We start from the raw sequence: 23,055 nt of genomic DNA on the forward strand, positions 1-23,055 counted from the left end.
CAGGTAAAAAAGAAAAGGCCGACGATCATGGAACGGTCTTCCGTGAATCTACCGGCCTGGATATCACTTTTTGTTAGGGCGAATCACAGGTGCTGCTTTATCGAGTACGCCGTTGACGAACTTATGGCTGTCTTCTGCGCCGAACGATTTCGCCAGTTCGATCGCTTCGTTAATGGCCACTTTGTATGGCACATCGCTACGTTTAGACAGTTCGTACAGCGCAATGCGCAGTACTGCTTTTTCTACCTGTCCCAGTTCTTCCAGCAGGCGGGACAGGTATGGCTTCATCAGTCCGTCGAGGTATGCGGTATTAGTCGCCACCCCGGCCAGCAGCTCACGGAAGTACAGGACGTCAACGTCTTTTACATCCTGTTCAGCCAGGAACTGGTATTCAACATCAGCGATGTCGTTCTGGGACAACTGCCAGGAGTAGAGCGCCTGGACGGCACACTCACGAGCGCGGCGACGAGCAGCAGGTTTCACGGATTTCCCCTTACTAATTTCAGGCCTTGATGGCTTTCAATACATTAATCATTTCAAGCGCGGTCAGTGCAGCTTCTGCACCTTTGTTGCCAGCTTTGGTGCCAGCACGTTCGATCGCTTGTTCAATGCTTTCAGTGGTCAGAACCCCAAAAGCAACCGGAATTTCGCTGTCCTGGGCAACATGCGCCAGGCCGTTGCTTGCACCACCAGCGACATATTCAAAGTGGGCAGTGCCACCACGAATAACCGTACCCAGCGCAATCACCGCGTCGTATTTACCGGTTTTAGCCAGTGCACCCGCCGCCAGCGGCAGCTCATAGGCACCAGGCACCCAAACAACGGTAATGTTTTCATCTTTTACCTGACCGATACGTTTCAGTGCGTCAATTGCACCTTCCAGCAGGCTGTCATTGATAAAGTTGTTGAAACGCGCGATGGTGATGGCGACGCGAGCGTCCGGGGTAGCAACGTTAGCTTCAATAATGTTCATTTTCTTCCTTCGGGTTCGAGTATGGCCCCGCAGGGGGCGGATTTTAGCATAATATTTCGTGCGCTGCTTCCCTTTCGAGCCGGGAGATCATGCACCCACTAAATGCAGGCAAACATCCGGGCCTACATGACGTATCTCTTTGAATTTAAATTGGGGGGCGTCGGCTAATTTCTCAAGCCCTGGCAGCGTGCATAATCCGCGGGCGTCGCTGCCTAATAGTTTAGGTGCGATATAGACAATCAGCTCATCGACTAAACCCGCCTGCAGCAATGCGCCAGCGAGCGTTGGCCCCGCTTCCACCCAGATGCTGTTAATTTGCTGTTTACCCAGTTGCATCATCAGTACAACCAGATCCAGATGACCTTTATGCTCTGGAATCAGCAAGGTACGCACCGTTTCCGGCCACTCACTAGAATCTTCCTGCGTACGCGCGAACCAGGTTTCGCCGGGCTGCTGCACAATGCGATGTTCCGGCGTCACGCGATTTTGGCTATCAATCACAATACGTACTGGCTGGCGGAGATTTTGTTGCGGGTAGAGCGCCTGAGTTTGTTCATCCAGTTCAGACCAACGCACTGTTAAGGCTGGATCATCCGCCAGCACCGTGGCGCTGCTGGTTAAAATGGCATGACTTTGTGCGCGCTGTCGTTGTACGTCGCGCCGCGCCTGAGGCGAAGTGATCCACTGGCTTTCGCCGCTCGCCATCGCCGTGCGGCCATCAAGCGATGCGCCAAGTTTTAACTGAATATAAGGAAAGCCGGTGCGCATCCGCTTGAGAAAGCCTTTATTCAATTGCTCGGCTTCACTCATCATCAGCCCGTGGCTGACGTCAATGCCAGCCTGTTGCAGACGGTAAAGTCCACGCCCAGCGACCTGCGGGTTAGGATCCTGCATCGCTGCGACCACGCGCGCTACGCCAGCGGCGATGAGTGCGTCACAGCACGGTGGCGTACGGCCATGATGGCTACAGGGTTCGAGTGTCACATACGCCGTTGCGCCTTTGGCTTTTTCACCCGCCATACGCAACGCGTGTACTTCGGCATGTGGTTCACCCGCTCGTTGGTGGTAACCTTCACCGACAATTTCGCCATCTTTGACAATGACGCACCCGACATTCGGGTTGGGGTGGGTGGTAAAACGTCCTCGTTGCGCCAGCTTTAGCGCCCGCGCCATGTAATACTCGTCCTGCACGGCTTAGTCCTCCAGGCGCGCGATCTCTTCGCCAAATTCTTTGATATCTTCGAAACTGCGGTAGACAGAGGCAAAACGGATATAGGCGACTTTATCGAGCTTTTTCAATTGCTCCATCACCAGATTGCCAATCATCTTGCTCGGTACTTCGCGCTCACCGGTGGCGCGCAGCTGCGATTTAATATGATTGATTGCCATTTCAACGTCATCGGAACTCACCGGACGTTTTTCCAGCGCCCGCAGCATTCCGCTACGCAATTTCTCTTCATTAAACGGTTCACGCACGTCGTTGCTTTTTACAACACGCGGCATAACCAGCTCCGCCACTTCAAAGGTGGTGAAACGTTCATTACACACCAGACACTGCCGACGGCGGCGTACGGATGAACCCTCGCCCACGAGACGAGAGTCAATTACCTTAGTGTCCACGGCGAAACAGAATGGGCAATGCATACGGCGTCCTGACCAGGTGGTTAACGGAAATCTATTTTACCCTGAACTGACGATACAACAAAGGCGCAACGCTTTTGAGATAAAGGATCGATGCTTTCGCTGCTTTTACCCTCTACCATTAGGCTAATTGCGACGAGAAAGGGACGACCTATGAATACTAACGTTTTTCGACTGCTCCTGCTGGGAAGCCTGTTCAGCCTTAGCGCCTGTGTGCAGCAAAGTGAAGTGCGACAGATGAAACACAGCGTCAGCACGCTGAACCAGGAGATGACGCAACTCAATCAAGAAACAGTCAAAATCACTCAGCAAAACAGGCTGAATGCAAAATCCAGCAGTGGGGTTTACCTTCTGCCTGGAGCGAAAACACCGGCAAGACTGGAAAGCCAGATCGGTACTTTACGTATGTCGCTGGTGAATATTACGCCTGATACAGATGGCACCACCCTTACACTACGTATTCAGGGTGAGTCGAATGATCCCTTGCCCGCATTCAGCGGAACTGTTGAATATGGGCAAATTCAGGGAACAATAGACAACTTTCAGGAAATCAATGTGCAGAATCAATTGATTAATGCCCCTGCCAGCGTCCTCGCCCCCAGCGATGTTGATATTCCGTTACAATTAAAGGGGATTTCTGTGGATCAGTTAGGCTTTGTACGTATCCACGACATTCAACCTGTTATGCAGTAAACGTATTTCGGGACGATTTTGTGCGTCCCGCAACATCTTTCCCCGTCATTTTGTTACTCTGCTTACATCACCTGGATTGATAGTAAAAGTTTGCAACAAGGGCGAAAGTCAGTACAATCCCCGCCCGAATGTGTGTAAACGTGAACGCAATCGATTACGTAAATGATAGAACTGTGAAACGAAACATATTTTTGTGAGCAATGATTTTTATAATAGGCTCCTCTGTATACGAAATATTTAGAAACGCAATTTGCGCCTTTTTCACTCCCGCAAGGGATTTTCAAACAGTGGCATACATATGAAAAAAACATTACTGGCAGCCGGTGCGGTACTGGCGCTCTCTTCGTCTTTTACTGTCAACGCAGCTGAAAACGACAAACCGCAGTATCTTTCCGACTGGTGGCACCAGAGCGTTAACGTTGTCGGAAGCTATCACACCCGTTTCGGACCGCAGATCCGCAACGATACCTACCTTGAGTACGAAGCATTCGCTAAAAAAGACTGGTTCGACTTCTATGGTTATGCGGATGCGCCGGTATTCTTCGGCGGTAACTCCGATGCTAAAGGTATCTGGAACCACGGTTCTCCGCTGTTTATGGAAATCGAACCACGTTTCTCCATCGACAAGCTGACCAATACTGACCTTAGCTTCGGTCCGTTCAAAGAGTGGTACTTCGCGAACAACTACATTTACGACATGGGTCGTAATAAAGATGGTCGCCAGAGCACCTGGTACATGGGTCTGGGTACCGACATCGATACTGGTCTGCCGATGAGCCTGTCCATGAACGTCTATGCGAAATACCAGTGGCAGAACTATGACGCAGCGAACGAAAACGAGTGGGACGGTTACCGTTTCAAAATTAAATACTTTGTGCCGATTACCGATCTGTGGGGCGGTCAGCTGAGCTACATCGGCTTCACCAACTTCGACTGGGGTTCCGATTTAGGGGATGACAGCGGTAACGCAATCAACGGTATTAAGACCCGTACTAATAACTCTATCGCTTCCAGCCATATTCTGGCTCTGAACTACGATCACTGGCACTACTCTGTCGTAGCTCGTTACTGGCACGACGGTGGTCAGTGGAACGACGATGCAGAACTGAACTTCGGCAACGGCAACTTCAACGTTCGCTCTACCGGCTGGGGTGGTTACCTGGTAGTAGGTTACAACTTCTGATTATGAAAATGCCGGGATTTATTCCCGGCATTTCTGATTGTTAACAACGTGTGCTTTGTTCATGCCGGATGCGGCGTAAACGCTTTGTCCGGCCCACAAAAGCACGTAAATTCAATATATTGCTGAAATAACGTAGGCCTGATAAGCGTAGCGCATCAGGCAATTTTACGTTTTAATCACTTCTTCTTGTTCATCATCGCTTTCAGGTCAGCGAATGGGTTGTACTTCGCTTCACCGACATCTTTCTGCGCATCTTCCCCTGCGATAACGGTCGTACCATACTGATCCGCTTCGGTATATTTCGAATGCTCATGATCGTGGCAATAGAGACAAAGCAATTCCCAGTTACTGCCATCTTCCGGGTTATTGGTATGGTCGTGATCAATGTGGTGAACGGTAAGTTCACGCAGGTTGGAATAAACAAACTCGCGGGAACAGCGACCGCAGACCCACGGATAGATTTTTAATGCTTTTTCGCGATAGCCGCTTTCTAACCGCGCATAGTTTTTTGGGATGATAGCCATGAAAAGTTACCTGGATGAAATGTAGGGTTACGCGCAGTTTCCCAAGATGCGGGGATTTTCGCAATCTCCATACATCAAAAAAAATCCCGATCTTCTGACCGGGATTTTCAACATCAACGGGAACTTGATTACGGCAGAATTGACGGCTGATCCGCCCCTTCTTTTTCCACTTTCTGCTGCAACATGTGTTCGCGCTTCATACCCAGTTTCAGAGCCAACGCAGATGCTACGTAGATGGAAGATGCAGTGCCGATGGAAACACCGATAAGCATGGTCAGCGAGAAGCCTTCCAGTACCGGACCACCGAAGAGATACAGCATCAGGATAACCATCAAGGTAGTACCGGATGTGATCAAGGTACGGTGCAGCGTCTGGGTCAAGGACACGTTAAAGATTTCGTAAGGCGTACCGCGACGGATCTTGCGGAAGTTTTCACGAATTCGGTCCGATACCACGATACTGTCGTTAAGCGAGTAACCGATAACCGACATCAACGATGCCACAATGGTCAGGTCAATCTCGATATGGAATAACGACAAAATACCCAGCGTAATGATAACGTCGTGCGCCAGCGCAATAACCACCCCTGCCGCCAGTCGCCACTCAAAGCGGAAACCTACGTACACGAGGATAGACAGCAGCGCTGCCATCAACGCCATCGCACCGGTTTGCGCAAGGTCTGCCCCCACGCTCGGACCGACGAACTCAATACGCTTCACTGCTGCATTCTGATTGGTGGATTCGTTAATCACCTTCAGAACCTGGCTGCCCAGCACCTGACCGCCGGTTTCGCCTTCAGCAGGCGGCATACGGACCATGATGTCGTGGCTGCTACCAAAGTTTTGCAGCATTGGCTCTTCAAAACCGGCTTTTTGCAATGCATCACGCATTACGTCAATTTCAGCCGGTTTTTCGAGCGTAATTTCGATAACCGTACCACCGGTGAAATCCAGCCCCCAGTTAAAGCCGCGCACGCCCATAATAACGATAGCAGCGATTAACAGCAGACCAGAGATGCCGAAAGCCCAGTAGTCCCAGCGCATAAAGTCATAGACTTTACGGCCGTGGTTTAGTTGTTCAACAGTATATTCCTGTGCCACATCGCACTCCTCAGATTGACAGCTTCTTGACGCGCTTGCCGCCATATAGCAGGTTTACGATGGCACGCGTACCGACAATCGCGGTAAACATCGACGTCGCCACACCGATACCGGTAGTAATCGCGAACCCTTTAATTGCCCCGGTACCCACTGCGTACAGGATGATGACTTTAATCAGCGTGGTGATGTTCGCATCGAAGATAGAACTGAATGCGCCACGATAACCTTCATCAATTGCCTGTTGAACAGTACGTCCGTTGCTCAACTCTTCTTTAATACGTTCGTTGATCAGTACGTTCGCATCGACCGCTACCGCAAGGGTTAAGACGATACCCGCGATACCTGGCATACTCAGTGTTGCGCCTGGCAACAGCGACATAATACCGACGATCAAGATCAAGTTGGCAATCAGAGCACTGGTCGCAATCAGACCAAACTTCTTATAGAAGATGATCATGAACAGAATAGAAACCAGCAGACCGGCAAGGCAAGCCTCCAGCCCCTGCTCAATGTTCTGCATACCCAGGGTCGGGCCAATTGTACGTTCTTCAACAATCTGAATCGGCGCGATCAACGCACCGGCACGCAGCAGCAGTGACAGCTGACGGGCTTCGTTCGGGTTGTTGATGCCGGTGATACGGAAGCTGTTACCCAGACGAGACTGGATGTTGGCGATGTTAATCACCTCTTCCTGTTTCACCAGAACCGCACGACCATTTGCATCTTTCTTACCGCTGTCTTTGTACTCCACAAACAGGGTTGCCATCGGTTTGCCGATGTTGTCCTTGGTGAAGTTAGACATAATGTTGCCACCAGCGCTATCGAGCGAGATGTTAACCTGCGGCTGGTTGTATTCGTCCTGGCTGGAAGTGGAGTCGGTGATATGGTCACCGGTCAGAATTACGCGTTTGTACAGCACAACCGGCTGACCTTCGCGGGTCTGTTTCACTTCAGAGTCGCCCGGTACGCGACCGGATGCCGCAGCGGCCTGATCAACATTGGTGTTTACCAGACGGAATTCCAGCGTTGCCGTCGCGCCCAGAATCTCTTTCGCACGCGCAGTGTCCTGAATACCAGGCAGTTCAACAACGATACGGTCAGCACCCTGACGCTGAACCACCGGCTCCGCCACGCCAAGTTGGTTTACACGGTTACGCAGGATATTAATGTTCTGCTGCACCGCATATTCACGCGCTTCACTCAGACGAGCATCGCTCATTACCGCACGCAGCTGGTTGCTGCCCTGGCTGCTAATCACCAGGTCCGGATGGCGCTTGCTCAGATACGCAATGGCTTCATCACGAGCTTTAGCATCGCGGAAAGTGATGCTCAGGCCGTAGTTGTTTTCTTTACGAACAGTGGTATACGGGATGCCCTTTTCGCGCAGGTCACTGCGTAGGCTATCGATATTTTGTTCCTGGAGTTTGCCAAGCGCGGTGTCCATATCCACTTCCATCAGGAAGTGAACGCCGCCACGCAGGTCAAGGCCGAGCTTCATCGGCTCAGCATGAATAGCTGCCAGCCAGCGCGGCGTTGCCGGGGCAAGGTTAAGCGCCACGACGTATTTGTCACCCATAACGCCCATTAATGCTTCACGAGCGCGCAACTGGGTGTCAGTGGAGTCGAAGCGCGCAAGAATAGCGCCCTCTTCCAGTGCCACAGACTTAGCAGTTATTTTTTCTTCTTGTAACGTTTTCTGGACCTGGATCAGCGTTTGCTCACTGGCGGCGACTCCGCGCGCACCAGTGATCTGAACAGCCGGATCCTCACCAAACAGGTTGGGAAGCGCATACAGCAGACCGATGACAATCACCACGATCAGCATGACGTACTTCCACAAAGGATAACGGTTTAACACGGCAATTCCCTTAGGGAAAAATTTTAATTACAGCGCCTTCATGGTGCCTTTCGGCAGGACGGCAGCTACGAAGTCACGTTTAATAACTACTTCAGTGGTGTCATTCAGCGCGATAGCAATGTAGCCGTTTTCCGCTACTTTGGTTACGCGACCAACCAGGCCACCGTTCGTCAGAACTTCATCACCTTTGGCAATGGAGTCCATCAGCTTTTTGTGTTCTTTGGTGCGCTTCTGCTGTGGACGCAGGATCATGAAATAGAAAATCAGACCGAATACCACCAGCATCAAAATCAAAGACATCGGGCTACCTTGCGCCGGTGCACCCGTTGCCGCTACCGCATCAGAAATAAAAAAGCTCATTAAATTTCCCTCATTATTAATATTAATCAACGTTCAAAGGTGGTACTTCTCGCCCCTGACGCTGGTAAAAATCAGTTACGAAGCTCTCTAATTTACCCTCTTCAATAGCCTTGCGTAAACCCGCCATCAAACGCTGGTAGTAACGAAGGTTATGAATGGTGTTGAGTCGCGCGCCTAATATTTCGTTGCAACGGTCAAGATGATGCAAGTAAGCGCGTGAATAATTGCGACAGGTGTAGCAATCACACTCAGGATCAAGTGGGCCAGTATCGCTCTTATACTTCGCATTGCGGATTTTCACCACGCCATCGGTCACGAACAAATGACCATTTCGGGCGTTGCGGGTTGGCATTACGCAGTCAAACATATCGATACCACGACGTACGCCTTCAACCAGGTCTTCTGGTTTACCAACGCCCATCAGGTAACGCGGTTTGTCTGCCGGAATTTGCGGGCATACATGCTCCAGAATGCGGTGCATATCTGCTTTCGGCTCACCCACAGCCAGACCGCCGACAGCGTAGCCATCAAAACCGATATCTACCAGACCTTTAACAGAAATATCACGTAAATCTTCGTAAACGCTGCCCTGAATGATACCAAACAGCGCATTTTTGTTTCCGAGACTGTCAAAACGCTCACGGCTACGCTTCGCCCAACGCAGAGACATCTCCATGGAGCGTTTTGCGTAATCCCAGTCAGCAGGATACGGCGTACACTCATCAAAGATCATGACGATATCCGAACCAAGATCGTACTGAATCTCCATTGATTTTTCAGGATCGAGGAAAATCGGATCGCCGTTGATCGGGTTACGGAAGTGCACGCCCTGTTCGGTGATTTTACGAATATCGCCAAGGCTGAAGACCTGGAAGCCGCCGGAGTCGGTGAGGATCGGCCCCTTCCACTGCATAAAATCGTGCAGATCGCCGTGCAGTTTCATGATTTCCTGGCCCGGGCGCAGCCACAGGTGGAAGGTGTTGCCGAGGATAATTTGCGCGCCAGTGGCTTCAACTTCTTCCGGCGTCATCCCTTTTACGGTGCCGTAGGTGCCAACAGGCATAAAACAAGGCGTTTCCACTACGCCACGATCAAAGACCAGGCGGCCACGGCGTGCGCGACCGTCGGTGGTGTCCAGTTCAAATTTCATTTTTTCTCCACTACGTCAGAAAAACAGTCCAACGTTTTAAACCAGCGCCACGGAATTACTCCCCGACGCGCTCATTAATTGCCTGCGGATTGTACGTGATAAACATCGCATCACCGTAACTAAAAAAGCGATATTTCTCTTCTACCGCTGCTTTATAGGCGTTCATGGTGTGTTGATAACCGGCAAAGGCCGAAACCAGCATAATCAGCGTCGATTCCGGCAGGTGGAAGTTTGTCACCAGCGCATCGACCACTTTGTACTGGAAGCCCGGATAGATAAAGATTTGGGTATCGTCAAAGAACGGTTCGATAAGATCGTTTTTCGCCGCCTGAGCCGCGCTTTCCAGCGAACGTACTGAGGTGGTGCCAACCGCAATCACCCGGTTACCGCGCGCTTTCGCCGCCAGTACCGCGTCTACCACATCCTGCGGCACTTCAGCGTATTCCGAGTGCATGATGTGATCTTCAATGGTGTCGACGCGCACCGGCTGGAAGGTGCCCGCACCAACGTGCAACGTCACAAACGCCATCTCCACGCCTTTGGCGCGTAATTTTTCCAGCAAAGGTTCGTCAAAATGCAGACCTGCGGTCGGGGCTGCAACCGCGCCCGGTTTTTCGCTATAAACGGTTTGATAAAGTTCGCGGTCAGCGTCTTCGTCCGGACGGTCGATATACGGCGGCAGCGGCATATGGCCGATGCTGTTGAGAATATCCAGCACCGAGCGTTCATCATTAAATTCGACTTCAAACAGTGCGCCGTGGCGCGCGGTCATTGTTGCGTTAATACTTTCGTCATCGCCCAGCAGCAGTTCTGCGCCAGGTTTTGGCGCTTTCGAGGCGCGAATATGCGCAAGAATGCGTTTGTCGTCGAGCATCCGTTCAACCAGCACTTCAATCTTGCCGCCGCTGGCTTTACGCCCAAACAGGCGCGCCGGGATCACGCGGGTATTATTAAAAACCAGAAGATCGCCGGGGTTGAGCTTATCAAGTAAATCGGTGAAAGTACCGTGCGTCAGCGCGCCCGTCGGCCCGTCCAGCGACAGTAAACGACAGCTACTGCGTTCAGGCATGGGATAGTGGGCAATCAGGGATTCGGGCAATTCAAAGGAGAAATCGGTAACGCGCATGACACTGACTCAGACTAAAATAAGAGGCGGGTAGTCTAGTGCCGGGGCGCTCTCCCTGCAACCTTTACCCCCTTTTGGATAGAATATAATCGATGAATTTTTTAGCTCACCTGCATTTAGCCCATCTCGCGGAAAGCTCGCTTTCCGGCAATTTACTGGCTGATTTCGTACGCGGAAATCCTGAAGAAAGTTTTCCGCCCGACGTCGTGGCTGGCATTCATATGCATCGACGTATCGACGTATTAACCGACAATCTGCCGGAAGTCCGCGAAGCACGGGAATGGTTTCGTAGTGAAACTCGCCGCGTTGCGCCTATTACGCTGGATGTCATGTGGGATCACTTTCTTTCCCGCCACTGGTCGCAGCTGTCGCCGGACTTTCCGCTACAGGAATTTGTCTGTTATGCCCGCGAGCAAGTGATGACGATTTTGCCGGACTCACCGCCACGTTTTATCAATCTGAACAATTACTTGTGGTCAGAGCAGTGGCTGGTGCGCTATCGCGATATGGATTTCATCCAGAACGTGTTAAACGGCATGGCAAGCCGCCGCCCACGTCTGGATGCCCTGCGTGACTCCTGGTACGATTTAGACGCTCATTATGACGCCCTCGAAACCCGCTTCTGGCAGTTTTATCCGCGGATGATGGCGCAGGCGTCACACAAGGCGTTATAAAACGTTAGTTCATCCATACCGTAGCCGAAATGGCAGGCAAAGCCAGAATCCCGTCAGTCAGTTGCCCATGCCTTTCTTTGCATTGCCATTGCACGGCATTGAGCAACGGTGACGCGGGTAGCACGACTTCACAAGCTTCGCCACGGTTGATTGCCACCAGTACACGCTGCTGATTCAGCACGCGGACAAATACCACCACGTTATCTTCCGCATACAGCACCTGACAGCCGCCATGACGTAGCGCCTGACTTTTCTTACGCAGCGCAATCATTCGCTGGTACAGCGCGAATAACGCCGTATCCTGCTTTTCCACCTGCCAGGGGAACGGTTTACGGCAAAACGGATCGTTTTTGCCATCCAGTCCTACTTCATCACCGTAATAAATGCACGGTACACCAGGCCAGGTGAACAGCCAGACCACCGCCAGCGGCAGGCGCGCAATATCCCGACCGAGCAGCGTTTTAAATCGCGCAGTATCGTGGCTGTCGAGCTGATTAAACATACGTAATTGTTGTTGATGAGAAAGCCCTGCGCGGTAATTATCCATCCAGGCCATACAGGTTTGGGCATCAATTTGCTGCGGATCGTAAGAGATATCGGTATTGGCAAGAAATCCCCACAACGGGAATGTGAAGCCACGATAGTTCATGGCGGCATCTTCCACATCGGCCTGTAACCATTGCCGTGCATCGCCAAAATGTTCGCCGACAATATACGCTTCCGGCTGGGTTTCTTTCGCCGCTTCGGTGCTCCCAGCAACGTGCTGCATATTATTGCGCGCCCCACCCGCCTCCCCTAGCATATGCACCACATCCAGCCGCCAGCCGTCCATACTCCACGGCGCTTTCAGCCAATGGCGGACAATACTGTCTTCCCCGCGATAAATTTCATTCACCAGACTTTCCGACTGATAATCCAGCTTCGGCAAGCTGGCATAGCCAAGCCAGTCGAGCGCCGTGCCATCATCACTAAACGAGTACCAGTCGCGCCAGGGCGATTCAGGGTTGTGACAAGCTCCCCCCGTGCCACGATTGTGCCTGTCAAACCAGGCATGGGAATCGCCACTGTGGTTAAACACGCCATCCAGCCCCAGCCGCATTCCCAGCTGCTGCGTATTGTGGCGTAAGCGCAGCAACGCCCCATCACCGCCAAACTGCGGATCGACATGGCGATAATCCTCGGTATCGTATTTATGTACGCTGGGAGCTTTAAACACCGGATTGAGATACAGCGCCGTCACGCCAAGCTTTTTCAGATACGGCAGTTTTTCGCTTATCCCGTCCAGATCGCCGCCATAGAACGTTGATCCGCCCGCCTGCGCCGTGACCGGTTCATCCCAGTCACGCAAGATGATCTCTTGTCCGGCTGCATGATGGTAATAGACATGATCCTGTTCAGCTTCACGAGGAAGACTACGCGCAAAACGATCAGGGAAGATCTGATAAAAAATCTGATCCGCAGCCCATTGTGGGCCGATATCCGGTACATCGACGGCAAACTGCTCCAGTCGTGCCGGCGGCATTCGGCTGAAGCCCTGCGGTGTAAACCAACGCTGGCGATCGTGCCACAGCAGTTTGAAACTGTAACGCCGCCGGGGTTGTCCGCTGGAGAGATCAATCGCCGCACGCCATGCGGTGACGCCAGGCTGCTGCTGACTGCGATGCTTATGCATCGATACTGACATTTCTTCGTTATCGTGTTCTGTACGCAGCATAATGCGCTGCGGTGGGTCTTCGCCCGTCAGCCACAGTGTAATGAGCAGTTGATCTTTGCTTTGTTTAACAAATGGGGGCACCGGCAGGTGCCATGCATTTAACATCATAATTCCCCTGTGATGAAAATCTGATCACCTTGCCATAGCCTAATGCAGGATCACTCATCATCTGAAGGATATTTGGGGGAGGAGGACGGGGGCGGATAACTTTCGGAATAGCCGGATCAGGATTTCCTCCTGAACCGGCTTACAGAACGCAAGGATTACTGGTTTTCAGCCAGCTGACGATCGTGGCGACGCTTAAACATCCAGCCAATCAACAGCACAACAATCCACGCGAAACCGACATACAGCGAGATACGCGTATCCGGGTGATAACCAATCAACCCGATAATAAAGAGCAGGAAAATCAGCCCGCCGATGGTCGTTGCTACCCCACCCGGCACTTTAAATTTCAGCGCCTTAACTTCTTCTGGCGGCAAACAGCGACGGAAGGCAATTTGCGACAGCAGGATCATAATCCACACCCACACCGTGGCGAAGGTTGCCAGCGAAGCGATCACCAGGAAGACGTTTTCCGGCATGATGTAGTTCAGATACACCGCAAACAGCAGCGCGGTAGTCATCACCAGCACCGTAACCCACGGAATACCGCGACGCGACGTTTTGCTGAAAATTTTCGGCGCGCTGCCCTGCTCTGCCATACCGTGGAGCATACGGCCTACGCCAAAGACGTCACTGTTAATTGCCGATAGCGAAGCGGTCAGCACAACAAAGTTAAGAATGCTGGCGGCAAAGGTAATGCCCATATGCTGGAACGTCAGCACGAACGGGCTACCGGCAGTGCCAACCTGATTCCACGGGTAGATAGACATAATGACGAACAGCGTACCGACGTAGAACACCAGAATACGCATCGGCACGGAGTTAATCGCACGCGGTATCGATTTCTCAGGATCTTTCGCTTCACCGGCGGTAATCCCGATAATTTCGATCCCACCGTAAGCAAACATCACCATTTGCAACGACATCACCATCCCAAGCCAGCCGTTACTGAAGAAGCCGCCGTTGCTCCACAGATTATGAATACCGGTCGGTTGCCCGCCGTTGCCAATCCCCCAGATGATGATGCCGAAACCAGCGACAATCATGATGATGATGGTGGCGACTTTAAAGAACGAGAACCAGAATTCCAGCTCCCCGAAGACCTTCACGCTCATCAGGTTTACGGCGCAAATGATCAGCACCACGCTCAGTACCCAAATCCAGTGCGGCACCGTCGGGAACCAGACACCCATATAGATACCAAAAGCGGTCACATCGGCGATGGCGACAATAAGGATTTCAAAGCAGTAGGTCCAGCCGGTAATGTAACCTGCCAGCGGGCCGAGGTTTTCCTGCGCATAACGCGAGAAAGAGCTGGCGGCCGGGTTATGTACCGACATTTCCCCCAGCGCACGCATAATGATATACGCCGCGATACCACCGATAATATAGGCCAACAACACGCTCGGACCGGCCATTTTGATGGCGTCTGCCGAACCGTAAAACAGCCCGGTACCAATTGCTGAACCCAGTGCCATAAAGCGTATGTGGCGGGTACTTAGCCCACGCTTTAGCTTGTTCTTACTTTCCATCAATTCCTAACCCATCAACACAATAAAAAACCACGGGGCATCGCAGCCCCGTGGTTAAAACAAATGTTCAGTGATTTAGTGAGCGCTGGAGGTCACCTGACGACCTGCCGCGCGATCCCAGATAATGGCCAGAACCACCATCACCACTGTTGGCATTAACCACGCCAGACCTTGTTCGGCCAGCGGTAAACGCTGCGCCCAGGACGGTAAGATATCGCTGAATGCAGATGCTTTGATCCCGTCGAGAATACCAAAAAGCAGGCTGATAAACATCGGCGGAGCAATCACGCGGGACGAATTATGCCACCATGAGCGTGTAAAACTTAATACAACCAGTGCGATACACGGCGGATAAATAGCGGTCAGCACCGGTACGGAGATCTGGATCAGCTGGCTTAAGCCGAGGTTAGAAACCACCATCGAGAAGCCGCCGAGGATAAACACCAGCGTACGATAAGAGAGCGGTACGTACTGGGCAAAGAATTCTGCACAAGCACAGGTCAGGCCAACTGCCGTTACCAAGCAGGCGATGAAGATTAACGCCGCCAGCAGGAAGCTACCGCCGCCGCCAAAGGTGTGCTGAACGTAAGCATGCAGAATAGCAGCGCCGTTTGCAGACTGATCGACCAGCGACGCGCTGTCTGAACCCAGACGGAACAGCGCCAGGTACAGCAGAGTCAGACCAACACCCGCCATCAGGCCAGCCCAGACGGTATAACGGGTCAGCAGACGCGCTTCGGTAACGCCACGAGAACGCGCCGCGTTAACAATAACGATACCAAACACCATTGCGCCCAGCGTATCCATGGTCAGATAGCCGTTAACGAAGCCGTTAGAAAACGCAGCGTTTTGATAAGCCTCAGTCGCCGTGCTGATAGAACCCGCCGGCCAGACAATCGCGGCAACAGACAGGATGACCAGCGCGATAATTTTCAGCGGCGCAAGGAAGTTGCCCACGGTATCCAGCAGCTTGCCCGGATAGAGCGAAACCAGAATAACGATAGCGAAATAGACCAGGCTGTAGATAAACAGCGGCAGCGCGGAATCACCAGTCAGCGGCGCAATCCCCACTTCAAAGGAAACGGTAGCTGTACGCGGCGTAGCGAAAAGCGGCCCCACCGCCAGGTAACAAACCGTTGCCAGCAGCACGCCAGCGACTTTACCGATTGGCGTGCTGAGGCTGTCAACACCGCCGCCAACTTTTGCCAGCGCCACTACCGTTAATACCGGCAGGCCAACGGCAGTAATGAGGAAGCCGAATGCCGCAGTCCAGACGTGTTCGCCAGCCTGCAAGCCGACCATTGGAGGGAAAATAATGTTACCTGCGCCGACGAACAACGCAAATGTCATAAAGCCCAGAGCGATGATATCGCGCGATCTTAATTGATGGGTCATAAATCATACTGCCTGTGGATGTGGTGTTGTAACGTTAAATTTTTGTGCCAATCCCTGGGGATGATACAGCGGTATATTTAAACAATTTTAGCGGGAAATACTCCCAACCAGGCGCGGCGAAGAATAGTTTTTCGATTTACCGCGTTAATGCAGTCAGTATGACAGCACCTGAAGCGCAATTTAAACGCTTATAACGTTTTAAAGCAAGGAGGGATCTAAAAACCAGAGGTATATAGCGATAAGAAATCACCAACCAGTATAAAACACTATTTCCGTGAAAAAGACATGGCTAATCATGCGAACAAAAAATCACCAACCGTTGTAAAATCTAACGCCCGTATTTTGACTGCAAAGAAAATAAGCCAGCATCGACTGGCTTATGGCAATAAAAGATGACAAAGGCGGATTAATCGCTGTTTTTGGCAATTAAACGTTCCGGGATAACAAAACTGAAACGTGTTCCTTTTCCTACTGTACTCTCAATATTCAGGCGACTTTCGTGATGATTCACAGCATGTTTCACGATCGCTAACCCTAATCCGCTACCGCCGGTTTGCCGGGAACGCGCTTTATCAACGCGATAAAAACGCTCGGTCAGGCGCGGAATATGCTCCGGTGCAATGCCCGGTCCGTTATCTTCAACGCTAAATTCGGCACCGTGCGGCACTCGCTGCCAGCGTACGGTGATATGCGTGCCTTCTGGAGTATGATTCACGGCGTTATAGACCAGGTTCGAAATCGCACTGCGTAGCTGATCTTCGTTGCCAGACACTTTGAGGCCGTTATCTATCTCAAAGGTAAATGTCTGTTTTTTCTGACTCAGAGTCTGAGCCTCGCGCTCAACAACGCGCAGCATCATCGGCACATCAACCTTTTCATTGAGCAATTGCGTCGGCGCGGCTTCAATTTTCGACAGCGTTAGCAACTGCTTCACCAGCCCTTCCATCCGCTGGGTCTGCTCGCGCATGGTGTGCAACGCTTTTTCGCGTACCGCGCCTTCCAGCGGCTGCTCATCCATCATCTCCAGGTAACCCTGTAACACGGTCAATGGCGTACGTAACTCATGGCTCACGTTGGCAAAAAAGTTACGCCGCGCCCCTTCCAGTTGATGCATTTGCGTGACATCACGCGCCACCATCAGCAACTGTTTGTGGGTATAAGGCATGACGCGAATTTCCAGATGCCGCCCGGTGTTGAGCACCAGATTGAGCGGGCGAGAAAAATCACGCGTTTTCAGATATTGCGTAAACTCCGGGTAACGCAGTAGGTTAAGGATGTTCTGCCCGTTATCTTCCGGCCAGCGCAAACCAAGAATTTGTTGCGCCAGACCGTTACACCAGAAAATACCGCTCTCTTCCGTGGTCAGCACCACCGCGTCGGGCAGCGACTCCGCGCCGCTACGAAAGCGTTTAATCAGATTGCCCAGTTCACGGCGGCGTTTTTTATTTCGCAGCTGCATCTGGTGTAAGCCGTATAGTAGCGGTTCCCAGCTACCACGCCCCGGTGGCGGGGTCATACTGCGATCCACCCACAGCCACCATGAAAGGCGCAATAAATTCCAGAAATGCCAGATAAGCAGTCCTGTTACCGATGCCAGCAAAAACCAGGGCAGGTAACCAAAAAATGCACCCAGGATGAAAGCCGGGAGGCAGCAAAGTAGCAGCTCCAGCACCAGCCTTTTCCACGACAGCCGTTCCAGCACGTAAGATACTCCCGTTAAGAAATCATAAGCCCTGCTCTGCGTCCGATGAGCAAGGCGTTAAAAGCGGGTTGAAAAACGATATCCTGTACCGCGCACGGTCTGCACCATGCGGTCATGCCCGCCGGGCTCCAGTGCTTTACGCAGGCGACGAATGTGGACATCGACCGTGCGGTCTTCCACATACACGTTAGTTCCCCAGACGTGGTTTAACAGCTGCTCGCGGCTGTACACGCGCTCAGGATGCGTCATAAAAAAGTGCAGCAGTTTAAATTCTGTCGGCCCCATCTCCAGCGGCTCTTCGCCCGCCATCACTCGGTGAGATGTCGGGTCGAGACTTAATCCCTGCATCTCAATCACCTCTTCCACCGCCATTGGCGAAATACGGCGCATTACCGCTTTGATTCGCGCCACCAGCTCCTTCGGCGAAAACGGCTTGGTGATATAGTCATCCGCGCCGGTTTCAAGGCCGCGCACGCGATCTTCTTCTTCCCCTCTGGCGGTCAACATCACCACTGGAATATCCCGGGTCATCGACTCGCGCTTAAGGTGTTTGATGAACTGGATACCGGAGCCGCCAGGTAACATCCAGTCAAGGAGAATTAAATCCGGCCAGGGTTCATTCAGTTGATTCACAGCACTGTCATAATCTTCCGCTTCGACCGGCTGAAAGCCATTTTGTTCGAGCACGAAGCAGACCATTTCGCGAATTGGAGCTTCATCTTCTACGACCAGAATACGTCTCGCCATGATTTGCCCTGTTGTAATAAATAGGTTGCGATCATTAATGCGACGTCATTATGCGTCAGATTTATGACAGATTTATGAAAAGCTCGTCGCACATATCTTCAGGTTATTGATTTCCGTGGCGCAGAAAAAAGCAAATGGCACATCTGTTTGGGTATAATCGCGCCCATGCTTTTTCGCCAGGGAACCGTTATGCGCATCCTTCACACCTCAGACTGGCATCTCGGCCAGAACTTCTACAGTAAAAGCCGCGAAGCTGAACATCAGGCTTTTCTTGACTGGCTGCTGGAGACAGCACAAACCCATCAGGTGGATGCGATTATTGTTGCCGGTGATGTTTTCGATACCGGCTCGCCGCCCAGTTACGCCCGCACGTTATACAACCGTTTTGTTGTCAATTTACAGCAAACTGGCTGTCATCTGGTGGTACTGGCAGGAAACCATGACTCGGTCGCCACGCTGAATGAATCGCGCGATATCATGGCGTTCCTCAATACTACCGTGGTCGCCAGCGCCGGACATGCGCCGCAAATCTTGCCTCGTCGCGACGGGACGCCAGGCGCAGTGCTGTGCCCCATTCCGTTTTTACGTCCGCGTGACATTATTACCAGCCAGGCGGGGCTTAACGGTATTGAAAAACAGCAGCATTTACTGGCAGCGATTACCGATTATTACCAACAACACTATGCCGATGCCTGCAAACTGCGCGGCGATCAGCCTCTGCCCATCATCGCCACGGGACATTTAACGACCGTGGGGGCCAGTAAAAGTGACGCCGTGCGTGACATTTATATTGGCACGCTGGACGCGTTTCCGGCACAAAACTTTCCACCAGCCGACTACATCGCGCTCGGGCATATTCACCGCGCACAGATTATTGGCGGCATGGAACATGTTCGCTATTGCGGCTCCCCCATTCCACTGAGTTTTGATGAATGCGGTAAGAGTAAATATGTCCATCTGGTGACATTTTCAAACGGCAAATTAGAGAGCGTGGAAAACCTGAACGTACCGGTAACGCAACCCATGGCAGTGCTGAAAGGCGATCTGGCGTCGATTACCGCACAGCTGGAACAGTGGCGCGATGTATCGCAGGAGCCACCTGTCTGGCTGGATATCGAAATCACTACTGATGAGTATCTGCATGATATTCAGCGCAAAATCCAGGCATTAACCGAATCATTGCCTGTCGAAGTATTGCTGGTACGTCGGAGTCGTGAACAGCGCGAGCGTGTGTTAGCCAGCCAACAGCGTGAAACCCTCAGCGAACTCAGCGTCGAAGAGGTGTTCAATCGCCGTCTGGCACTGGAAGAACTGGATGAATCGCAGCAGCAACGTCTGCAGCATCTTTTCACCACGACGTTGCATACCCTCGCCGGAGAACACGAAGCATGAAAATTCTCAGCCTGCGCCTGAAAAACCTGAACTCATTAAAAGGCGAATGGAAGATTGATTTCACCCGCGAGCCGTTCGCCAGCAACGGGCTGTTTGCTATTACCGGCCCAACAGGTGCGGGGAAAACCACCCTGCTGGACGCCATTTGTCTGGCGCTGTATCACGAAACTCCGCGTCTCTCTAACGTTTCACAATCGCAAAATGATCTCATGACCCGCGATACCGCCGAATGTCTGGCGGAGGTGGAGTTTGAAGTGAAAGGTGAAGCGTACCGTGCATTCTGGAGCCAGAATCGGGCGCGTAACCAACCCGACGGTAATTTGCAGGTGCCACGCGTAGAGCTGGCGCGCTGCGCCGACGGCAAAATTCTCGCCGACAAAGTGAAAGATAAGCTGGAACTGACAGCGACGTTAACCGGGCTGGATTACGGGCGCTTCACTCGTTCGATGCTGCTTTCGCAGGGGCAATTTGCTGCCTTCCTGAATGCCAAACCCAAAGAACGCGCGGAATTGCTCGAGGAGTTAACCGGCACTGAAATCTACGGGCAAATCTCGGCGATGGTTTTTGAGCAGCACAAATCGGCCCGCACAGAGCTGGAGAAGCTGCAAGCGCAGGCCAGCGGCGTCACGTTGCTCACGCCGGAACAAGTGCAATCGCTGACAGCGAGTTTGCAGGTACTTACTGACGAAGAAAAACAGTTAATTACCGCGCAGCAGCAAGAACAACAATCGCTAAACTGGTTAACGCGTCAGGACGAATTGCAGCAAGAAGCCAGCCGCCGTCAGCAGGCCTTGCAACAGGCGTTAGCCGAAGAAGAAAAAGCGCAACCTCAACTGGCGGCGCTTAGTCTGGCACAACCGGCACGAAATCTTCGTCCACACTGGGAACGCATCGCAGAACACAGCGCGGCGCTGGCGCATATTCGCCAGCAGATTGAAGAAGTAAATACTCGCTTACAGAGCACAATGGCGCTTCGCGCGAGCATTCGCCACCACGCGGCGAAGCAGTCAGCAGAATTACAGCAGCAGCAACAAAGCCTGAATACCTGGTTACAGGAACACGACCGCTTCCGTCAGTGGAACAACGAACTGGCGGGTTGGCGTGCGCAGTTCTCCCAACAAACCAGCGATCGCGAGCATCTGCGGCAATGGCAGCAACAGTTAACCCATGCTGAGCAAAAACTTAATGCGCTTGCGGCGATCACGTTGACGTTAACCGCCGATGAAGTTGCTAGCGCCCTGGCGCAACATTCCGAGCAACGCCCACTGCGTCAGCGCCTGGTCGCGCTGCATGGGCAGATTGTTCCCCAACAAAAACGTCTGGCGCAGTTAATGGTCACTATCCAGAATGTCACTCTGGAACAGACGCAACGTAATGTCGCACTTAACGAAATGCGCCAGCGTTATAAAGAAAAGACGCAGCAACTTGCCGATGTGAAAACCATTTGCGAGCAGGAAGCGCGCATCAAAACGCTGGAAGCTCAACGTGCACAGTTACAGGCGGGTCAACCTTGTCCACTTTGTGGTTCCACCAGCCACCCGGCGGTCGAGGCGTATCAGGCGCTGGAGCCTGGTGTTAATCAGTCTCGATTACTGACGCTGGAAAACGAAGTTAAAAAGCTCGGCGAAGAAGGTGCGGCGCTGCGCGGGCAACTGGATGCATTAACGAAGCAGCTTCAGCGCGATGAAAACGAAGCGCAAAGCCTCCGACAAGATGAGCAAGCACTTACTCAACAATGGCAAGCCGTCACGACCAGCCTCAATATCACCTTGCAGCCACAGGACGATATTCAACCGTGGCTGGATGCACAAGATGAGCACGAACGCCAGCTGCGGTTACTCAGCCAACGACATGAATTACAAGGGCAGATTGCCGCGCATAATCAGCAAATTATCCAGTATCAACAGCAAATTGAACAACGCCAGCAGCAGCTCTTAACGGCATTGACGGGTTATGCACTGACATTGCCACAGGAAGATGAAGAAGAGAGCTGGTTGGCGACACGTCAGCAAGAAGCGCAGAGCTGGCAGCAACGCCAGAACGAATTAACCGCGCTGCAAAACCGTATTCAGCAGCTGACGCCGATTCTGGAAACGTTGCCGCAAAGTGATGATCTCCCGCACAGCGAAGAAACTGTGGCGCTGGATAACTGGCGGCAGGTTCATGAACAATGTCTCGCATTACACAGCCAGCAGCAGACGTTACAGCAACAGGATGTTCTGGCGGCGCAAAGTCTGCAAAAAGCCCAGGCGCAGTTTGACACCGCGCTACAGGCCAGCGTCTTTGACGATCAGCAGGCGTTCCTTGCGGCGCTAATGGATGAACAAACACTAACGCAGCTGGAACAGCTCAAGCAGAATCTGGAAAACCAGCGCCGTCAGGCGCAAACGCTGGTCACACAGACAGCAGAAACGCTGGCACAGCATCAACAACACCGACCTGACGGGTTGGCTCTCACTGTGACGGTGGAGCAGATTCAGCAAGAGTTAGCGCAAACTCACCAAAAGTTGCGTGAAAACACCACGAGTCAAGGCGAGATTCGCCAGCAGCTGAAGCAGGATGCAGATAACCGTCAGCAACAACAAACCTTACTGCAGCAAATTGCTCAAATGACGCAGCAGGTTGAGGACTGGGGATATCTGAATTCGCTAATAGGTTCCAAAGAGGGCGATAAATTCCGCAAGTTTGCCCAGGGGCTGACGCTGGATAATTTAGTCCATCTCGCTAATCAGCAACTTACCCGGCTGCACGGGCGCTATCTGTTACAGCGCAAAGCCAGCGAGGCGCTGGAAGTCGAGGTTGTTGATACCTGGCAGGCAGATGCAGTACGCGATACCCGTACCCTTTCCGGCGGCGAAAGTTTCCTCGTTAGTCTGGCGCTGGCGCTGGCGCTTTCGGATCTGGTCAGCCATAAAACACGTATTGACTCGCTGTTCCTTGATGAAGGTTTTGGCACGCTGGATAGCGAAACGCTGGATACCGCCCTTGATGCGCTGGATGCCCTGAACGCCAGTGGCAAAACCATCGGTGTGATTAGCCACGTTGAAGCGATGAAAGAGCGTATTCCTGTGCAGATCAAAGTGAAGAAGATCAACGGCCTGGGCTACAGCAAACTGGAAAGTACGTTTGCAGTGAAATAACTATTCAGCAGGATAATGAATACAGAGGGGCGAATTATCTCTTGGC

20 protein-coding genes are annotated in these 23,055 nt (G+C 52.3%); 5 read left to right on the plus strand and 15 right to left on the minus strand.

Annotation, left to right across the window (positions count from 1 at the left end; translation table 11 throughout):
* Positions 1 to 63: 63 nt before the first annotated feature.
* The 4 genes from nusB to nrdR form a co-directional block, all read right to left on the minus strand.
* Entirely contained in the window at positions 64 to 483 is a 420-nt protein-coding gene (gene nusB, locus C1P89_RS13640) for a transcription antitermination factor NusB (protein ID WP_000801125.1), read from the minus strand.
* Positions 484 to 502: 19 nt separating this feature from the next.
* Positions 503 to 973 (minus strand): 6,7-dimethyl-8-ribityllumazine synthase, encoded by a 471-nt coding sequence (ribH, locus tag C1P89_RS13645; RefSeq protein WP_001021161.1) that lies wholly within the window; start codon positions 971 to 973, stop codon positions 503 to 505.
* 87 nt (positions 974 to 1,060) lie between these two features.
* Positions 1,061 to 2,164, minus strand: a complete 1,104-nt coding sequence (gene ribD, locus C1P89_RS13650; RefSeq protein ID WP_001150449.1) for a bifunctional diaminohydroxyphosphoribosylaminopyrimidine deaminase/5-amino-6-(5-phosphoribosylamino)uracil reductase RibD — start codon at positions 2,162 to 2,164, stop codon at positions 1,061 to 1,063.
* Between the two features lie 3 nt (positions 2,165 to 2,167).
* Positions 2,168 to 2,617 (minus strand): transcriptional regulator NrdR, encoded by a 450-nt coding sequence (gene nrdR / locus C1P89_RS13655; RefSeq protein ID WP_000543535.1) that lies wholly within the window; start codon positions 2,615 to 2,617, stop codon positions 2,168 to 2,170.
* A gap of 150 nt (positions 2,618 to 2,767) precedes the next feature.
* On the opposite strand from nrdR, the gene C1P89_RS13660 reads away from it, so the two are divergent.
* Together C1P89_RS13660 and tsx are read left to right on the plus strand one after the other, a co-directional pair.
* Positions 2,768 to 3,307 carry a SadB/YajI family lipoprotein gene (locus C1P89_RS13660; RefSeq protein ID WP_001382892.1) on the plus strand — a complete coding sequence of 180 codons (540 nt, stop codon included), beginning with the start codon at positions 2,768 to 2,770 and terminating at the stop codon, positions 3,305 to 3,307.
* 298 nt (positions 3,308 to 3,605) lie between these two features.
* A complete protein-coding gene (tsx, locus tag C1P89_RS13665) occupies positions 3,606 to 4,490 on the plus strand; it encodes a nucleoside-specific channel-forming protein Tsx (protein WP_001398502.1) in 885 nt (294 codons plus the stop codon).
* Between the two features lie 176 nt (positions 4,491 to 4,666).
* Here tsx and yajD read toward each other — a convergent pair whose 3' ends face one another.
* The 6 genes from yajD to queA form a co-directional block, all read right to left on the minus strand.
* Complete coding sequence (gene yajD, locus C1P89_RS13670) at positions 4,667 to 5,014, minus strand: HNH nuclease YajD (RefSeq protein ID WP_000974813.1); 348 nt, start codon at positions 5,012 to 5,014, stop codon at positions 4,667 to 4,669.
* A gap of 128 nt (positions 5,015 to 5,142) precedes the next feature.
* Positions 5,143 to 6,114, minus strand: coding sequence for a protein translocase subunit SecF (gene secF / locus C1P89_RS13675; protein WP_000046637.1), 972 nt, complete (start codon positions 6,112 to 6,114; stop codon positions 5,143 to 5,145).
* Between the two features lie 10 nt (positions 6,115 to 6,124).
* On the minus strand, positions 6,125 to 7,972 hold the full coding sequence (gene secD / locus C1P89_RS13680; RefSeq protein WP_000934822.1) for a protein translocase subunit SecD: 1,848 nt from the start codon (positions 7,970 to 7,972) through the stop codon (positions 6,125 to 6,127).
* A 27-nt stretch (positions 7,973 to 7,999) separates the two neighbouring features.
* On the minus strand, positions 8,000 to 8,332 hold the full coding sequence (gene yajC / locus C1P89_RS13685; protein ID WP_000007629.1) for a preprotein translocase subunit YajC: 333 nt from the start codon (positions 8,330 to 8,332) through the stop codon (positions 8,000 to 8,002).
* A 22-nt stretch (positions 8,333 to 8,354) separates the two neighbouring features.
* Complete coding sequence (tgt, locus tag C1P89_RS13690) at positions 8,355 to 9,482, minus strand: tRNA guanosine(34) transglycosylase Tgt (RefSeq protein WP_000667319.1); 1,128 nt, start codon at positions 9,480 to 9,482, stop codon at positions 8,355 to 8,357.
* A 55-nt stretch (positions 9,483 to 9,537) separates the two neighbouring features.
* Positions 9,538 to 10,608 (minus strand): tRNA preQ1(34) S-adenosylmethionine ribosyltransferase-isomerase QueA, encoded by a 1,071-nt coding sequence (gene queA / locus C1P89_RS13695; RefSeq protein WP_001266503.1) that lies wholly within the window; start codon positions 10,606 to 10,608, stop codon positions 9,538 to 9,540.
* A gap of 92 nt (positions 10,609 to 10,700) precedes the next feature.
* Here queA and acpH point away from each other — a divergent pair, with 92 nt between their 5' ends.
* The gene (acpH, locus tag C1P89_RS13700; RefSeq protein ID WP_001009884.1) at positions 10,701 to 11,282 is read left to right on the plus strand and encodes an ACP phosphodiesterase; all 582 of its coding nucleotides are present in this window, start codon (positions 10,701 to 10,703) and stop codon (positions 11,280 to 11,282) included.
* Positions 11,283 to 11,286: 4 nt separating this feature from the next.
* Here acpH and malZ read toward each other — a convergent pair whose 3' ends face one another.
* The 5 genes from malZ to phoB all read right to left on the minus strand — a co-directional run bounded on the left by malZ (position 11,287) and on the right by phoB (position 18,477).
* A complete protein-coding gene (malZ, locus tag C1P89_RS13705) occupies positions 11,287 to 13,104 on the minus strand; it encodes a maltodextrin glucosidase (protein WP_000979370.1) in 1,818 nt (605 codons plus the stop codon).
* Between the two features lie 155 nt (positions 13,105 to 13,259).
* On the minus strand, positions 13,260 to 14,633 hold the full coding sequence (proY, locus tag C1P89_RS13710) for a proline-specific permease ProY (protein WP_005141619.1): 1,374 nt from the start codon (positions 14,631 to 14,633) through the stop codon (positions 13,260 to 13,262).
* Positions 14,634 to 14,708: 75 nt separating this feature from the next.
* Entirely contained in the window at positions 14,709 to 16,028 is a 1,320-nt protein-coding gene (gene brnQ, locus C1P89_RS13715) for a branched-chain amino acid transporter carrier protein BrnQ (RefSeq protein WP_000149639.1), read from the minus strand.
* A 406-nt stretch (positions 16,029 to 16,434) separates the two neighbouring features.
* Positions 16,435 to 17,730 (minus strand): phosphate regulon sensor histidine kinase PhoR, encoded by a 1,296-nt coding sequence (phoR, locus tag C1P89_RS13720; protein WP_000893626.1) that lies wholly within the window; start codon positions 17,728 to 17,730, stop codon positions 16,435 to 16,437.
* A 57-nt stretch (positions 17,731 to 17,787) separates the two neighbouring features.
* Positions 17,788 to 18,477: a phosphate response regulator transcription factor PhoB gene (phoB, locus tag C1P89_RS13725; RefSeq protein WP_000113933.1), complete on the minus strand. Its 690-nt coding sequence runs from the start codon at positions 18,475 to 18,477 to the stop codon at positions 17,788 to 17,790.
* Between the two features lie 189 nt (positions 18,478 to 18,666).
* Here phoB and sbcD point away from each other — a divergent pair, with 189 nt between their 5' ends.
* Together sbcD and sbcC are read left to right on the plus strand one after the other, a co-directional pair.
* A complete protein-coding gene (gene sbcD, locus C1P89_RS13730; protein WP_001221319.1) occupies positions 18,667 to 19,869 on the plus strand; it encodes an exonuclease subunit SbcD in 1,203 nt (400 codons plus the stop codon).
* Positions 19,866 to 23,009, plus strand: coding sequence for an exonuclease subunit SbcC (sbcC, locus tag C1P89_RS13735; RefSeq protein ID WP_000698938.1), 3,144 nt, complete (start codon positions 19,866 to 19,868; stop codon positions 23,007 to 23,009). The genes sbcD and sbcC overlap by 4 nt, the downstream gene beginning before the upstream one ends.
* Positions 23,010 to 23,055 lie beyond the last annotated feature (46 nt).

Origin of the sequence: Shigella sonnei (assembly GCF_002950395.1) — a bacterium.
Lineage (GTDB): Bacteria > Pseudomonadota > Gammaproteobacteria > Enterobacterales > Enterobacteriaceae > ECMA0423.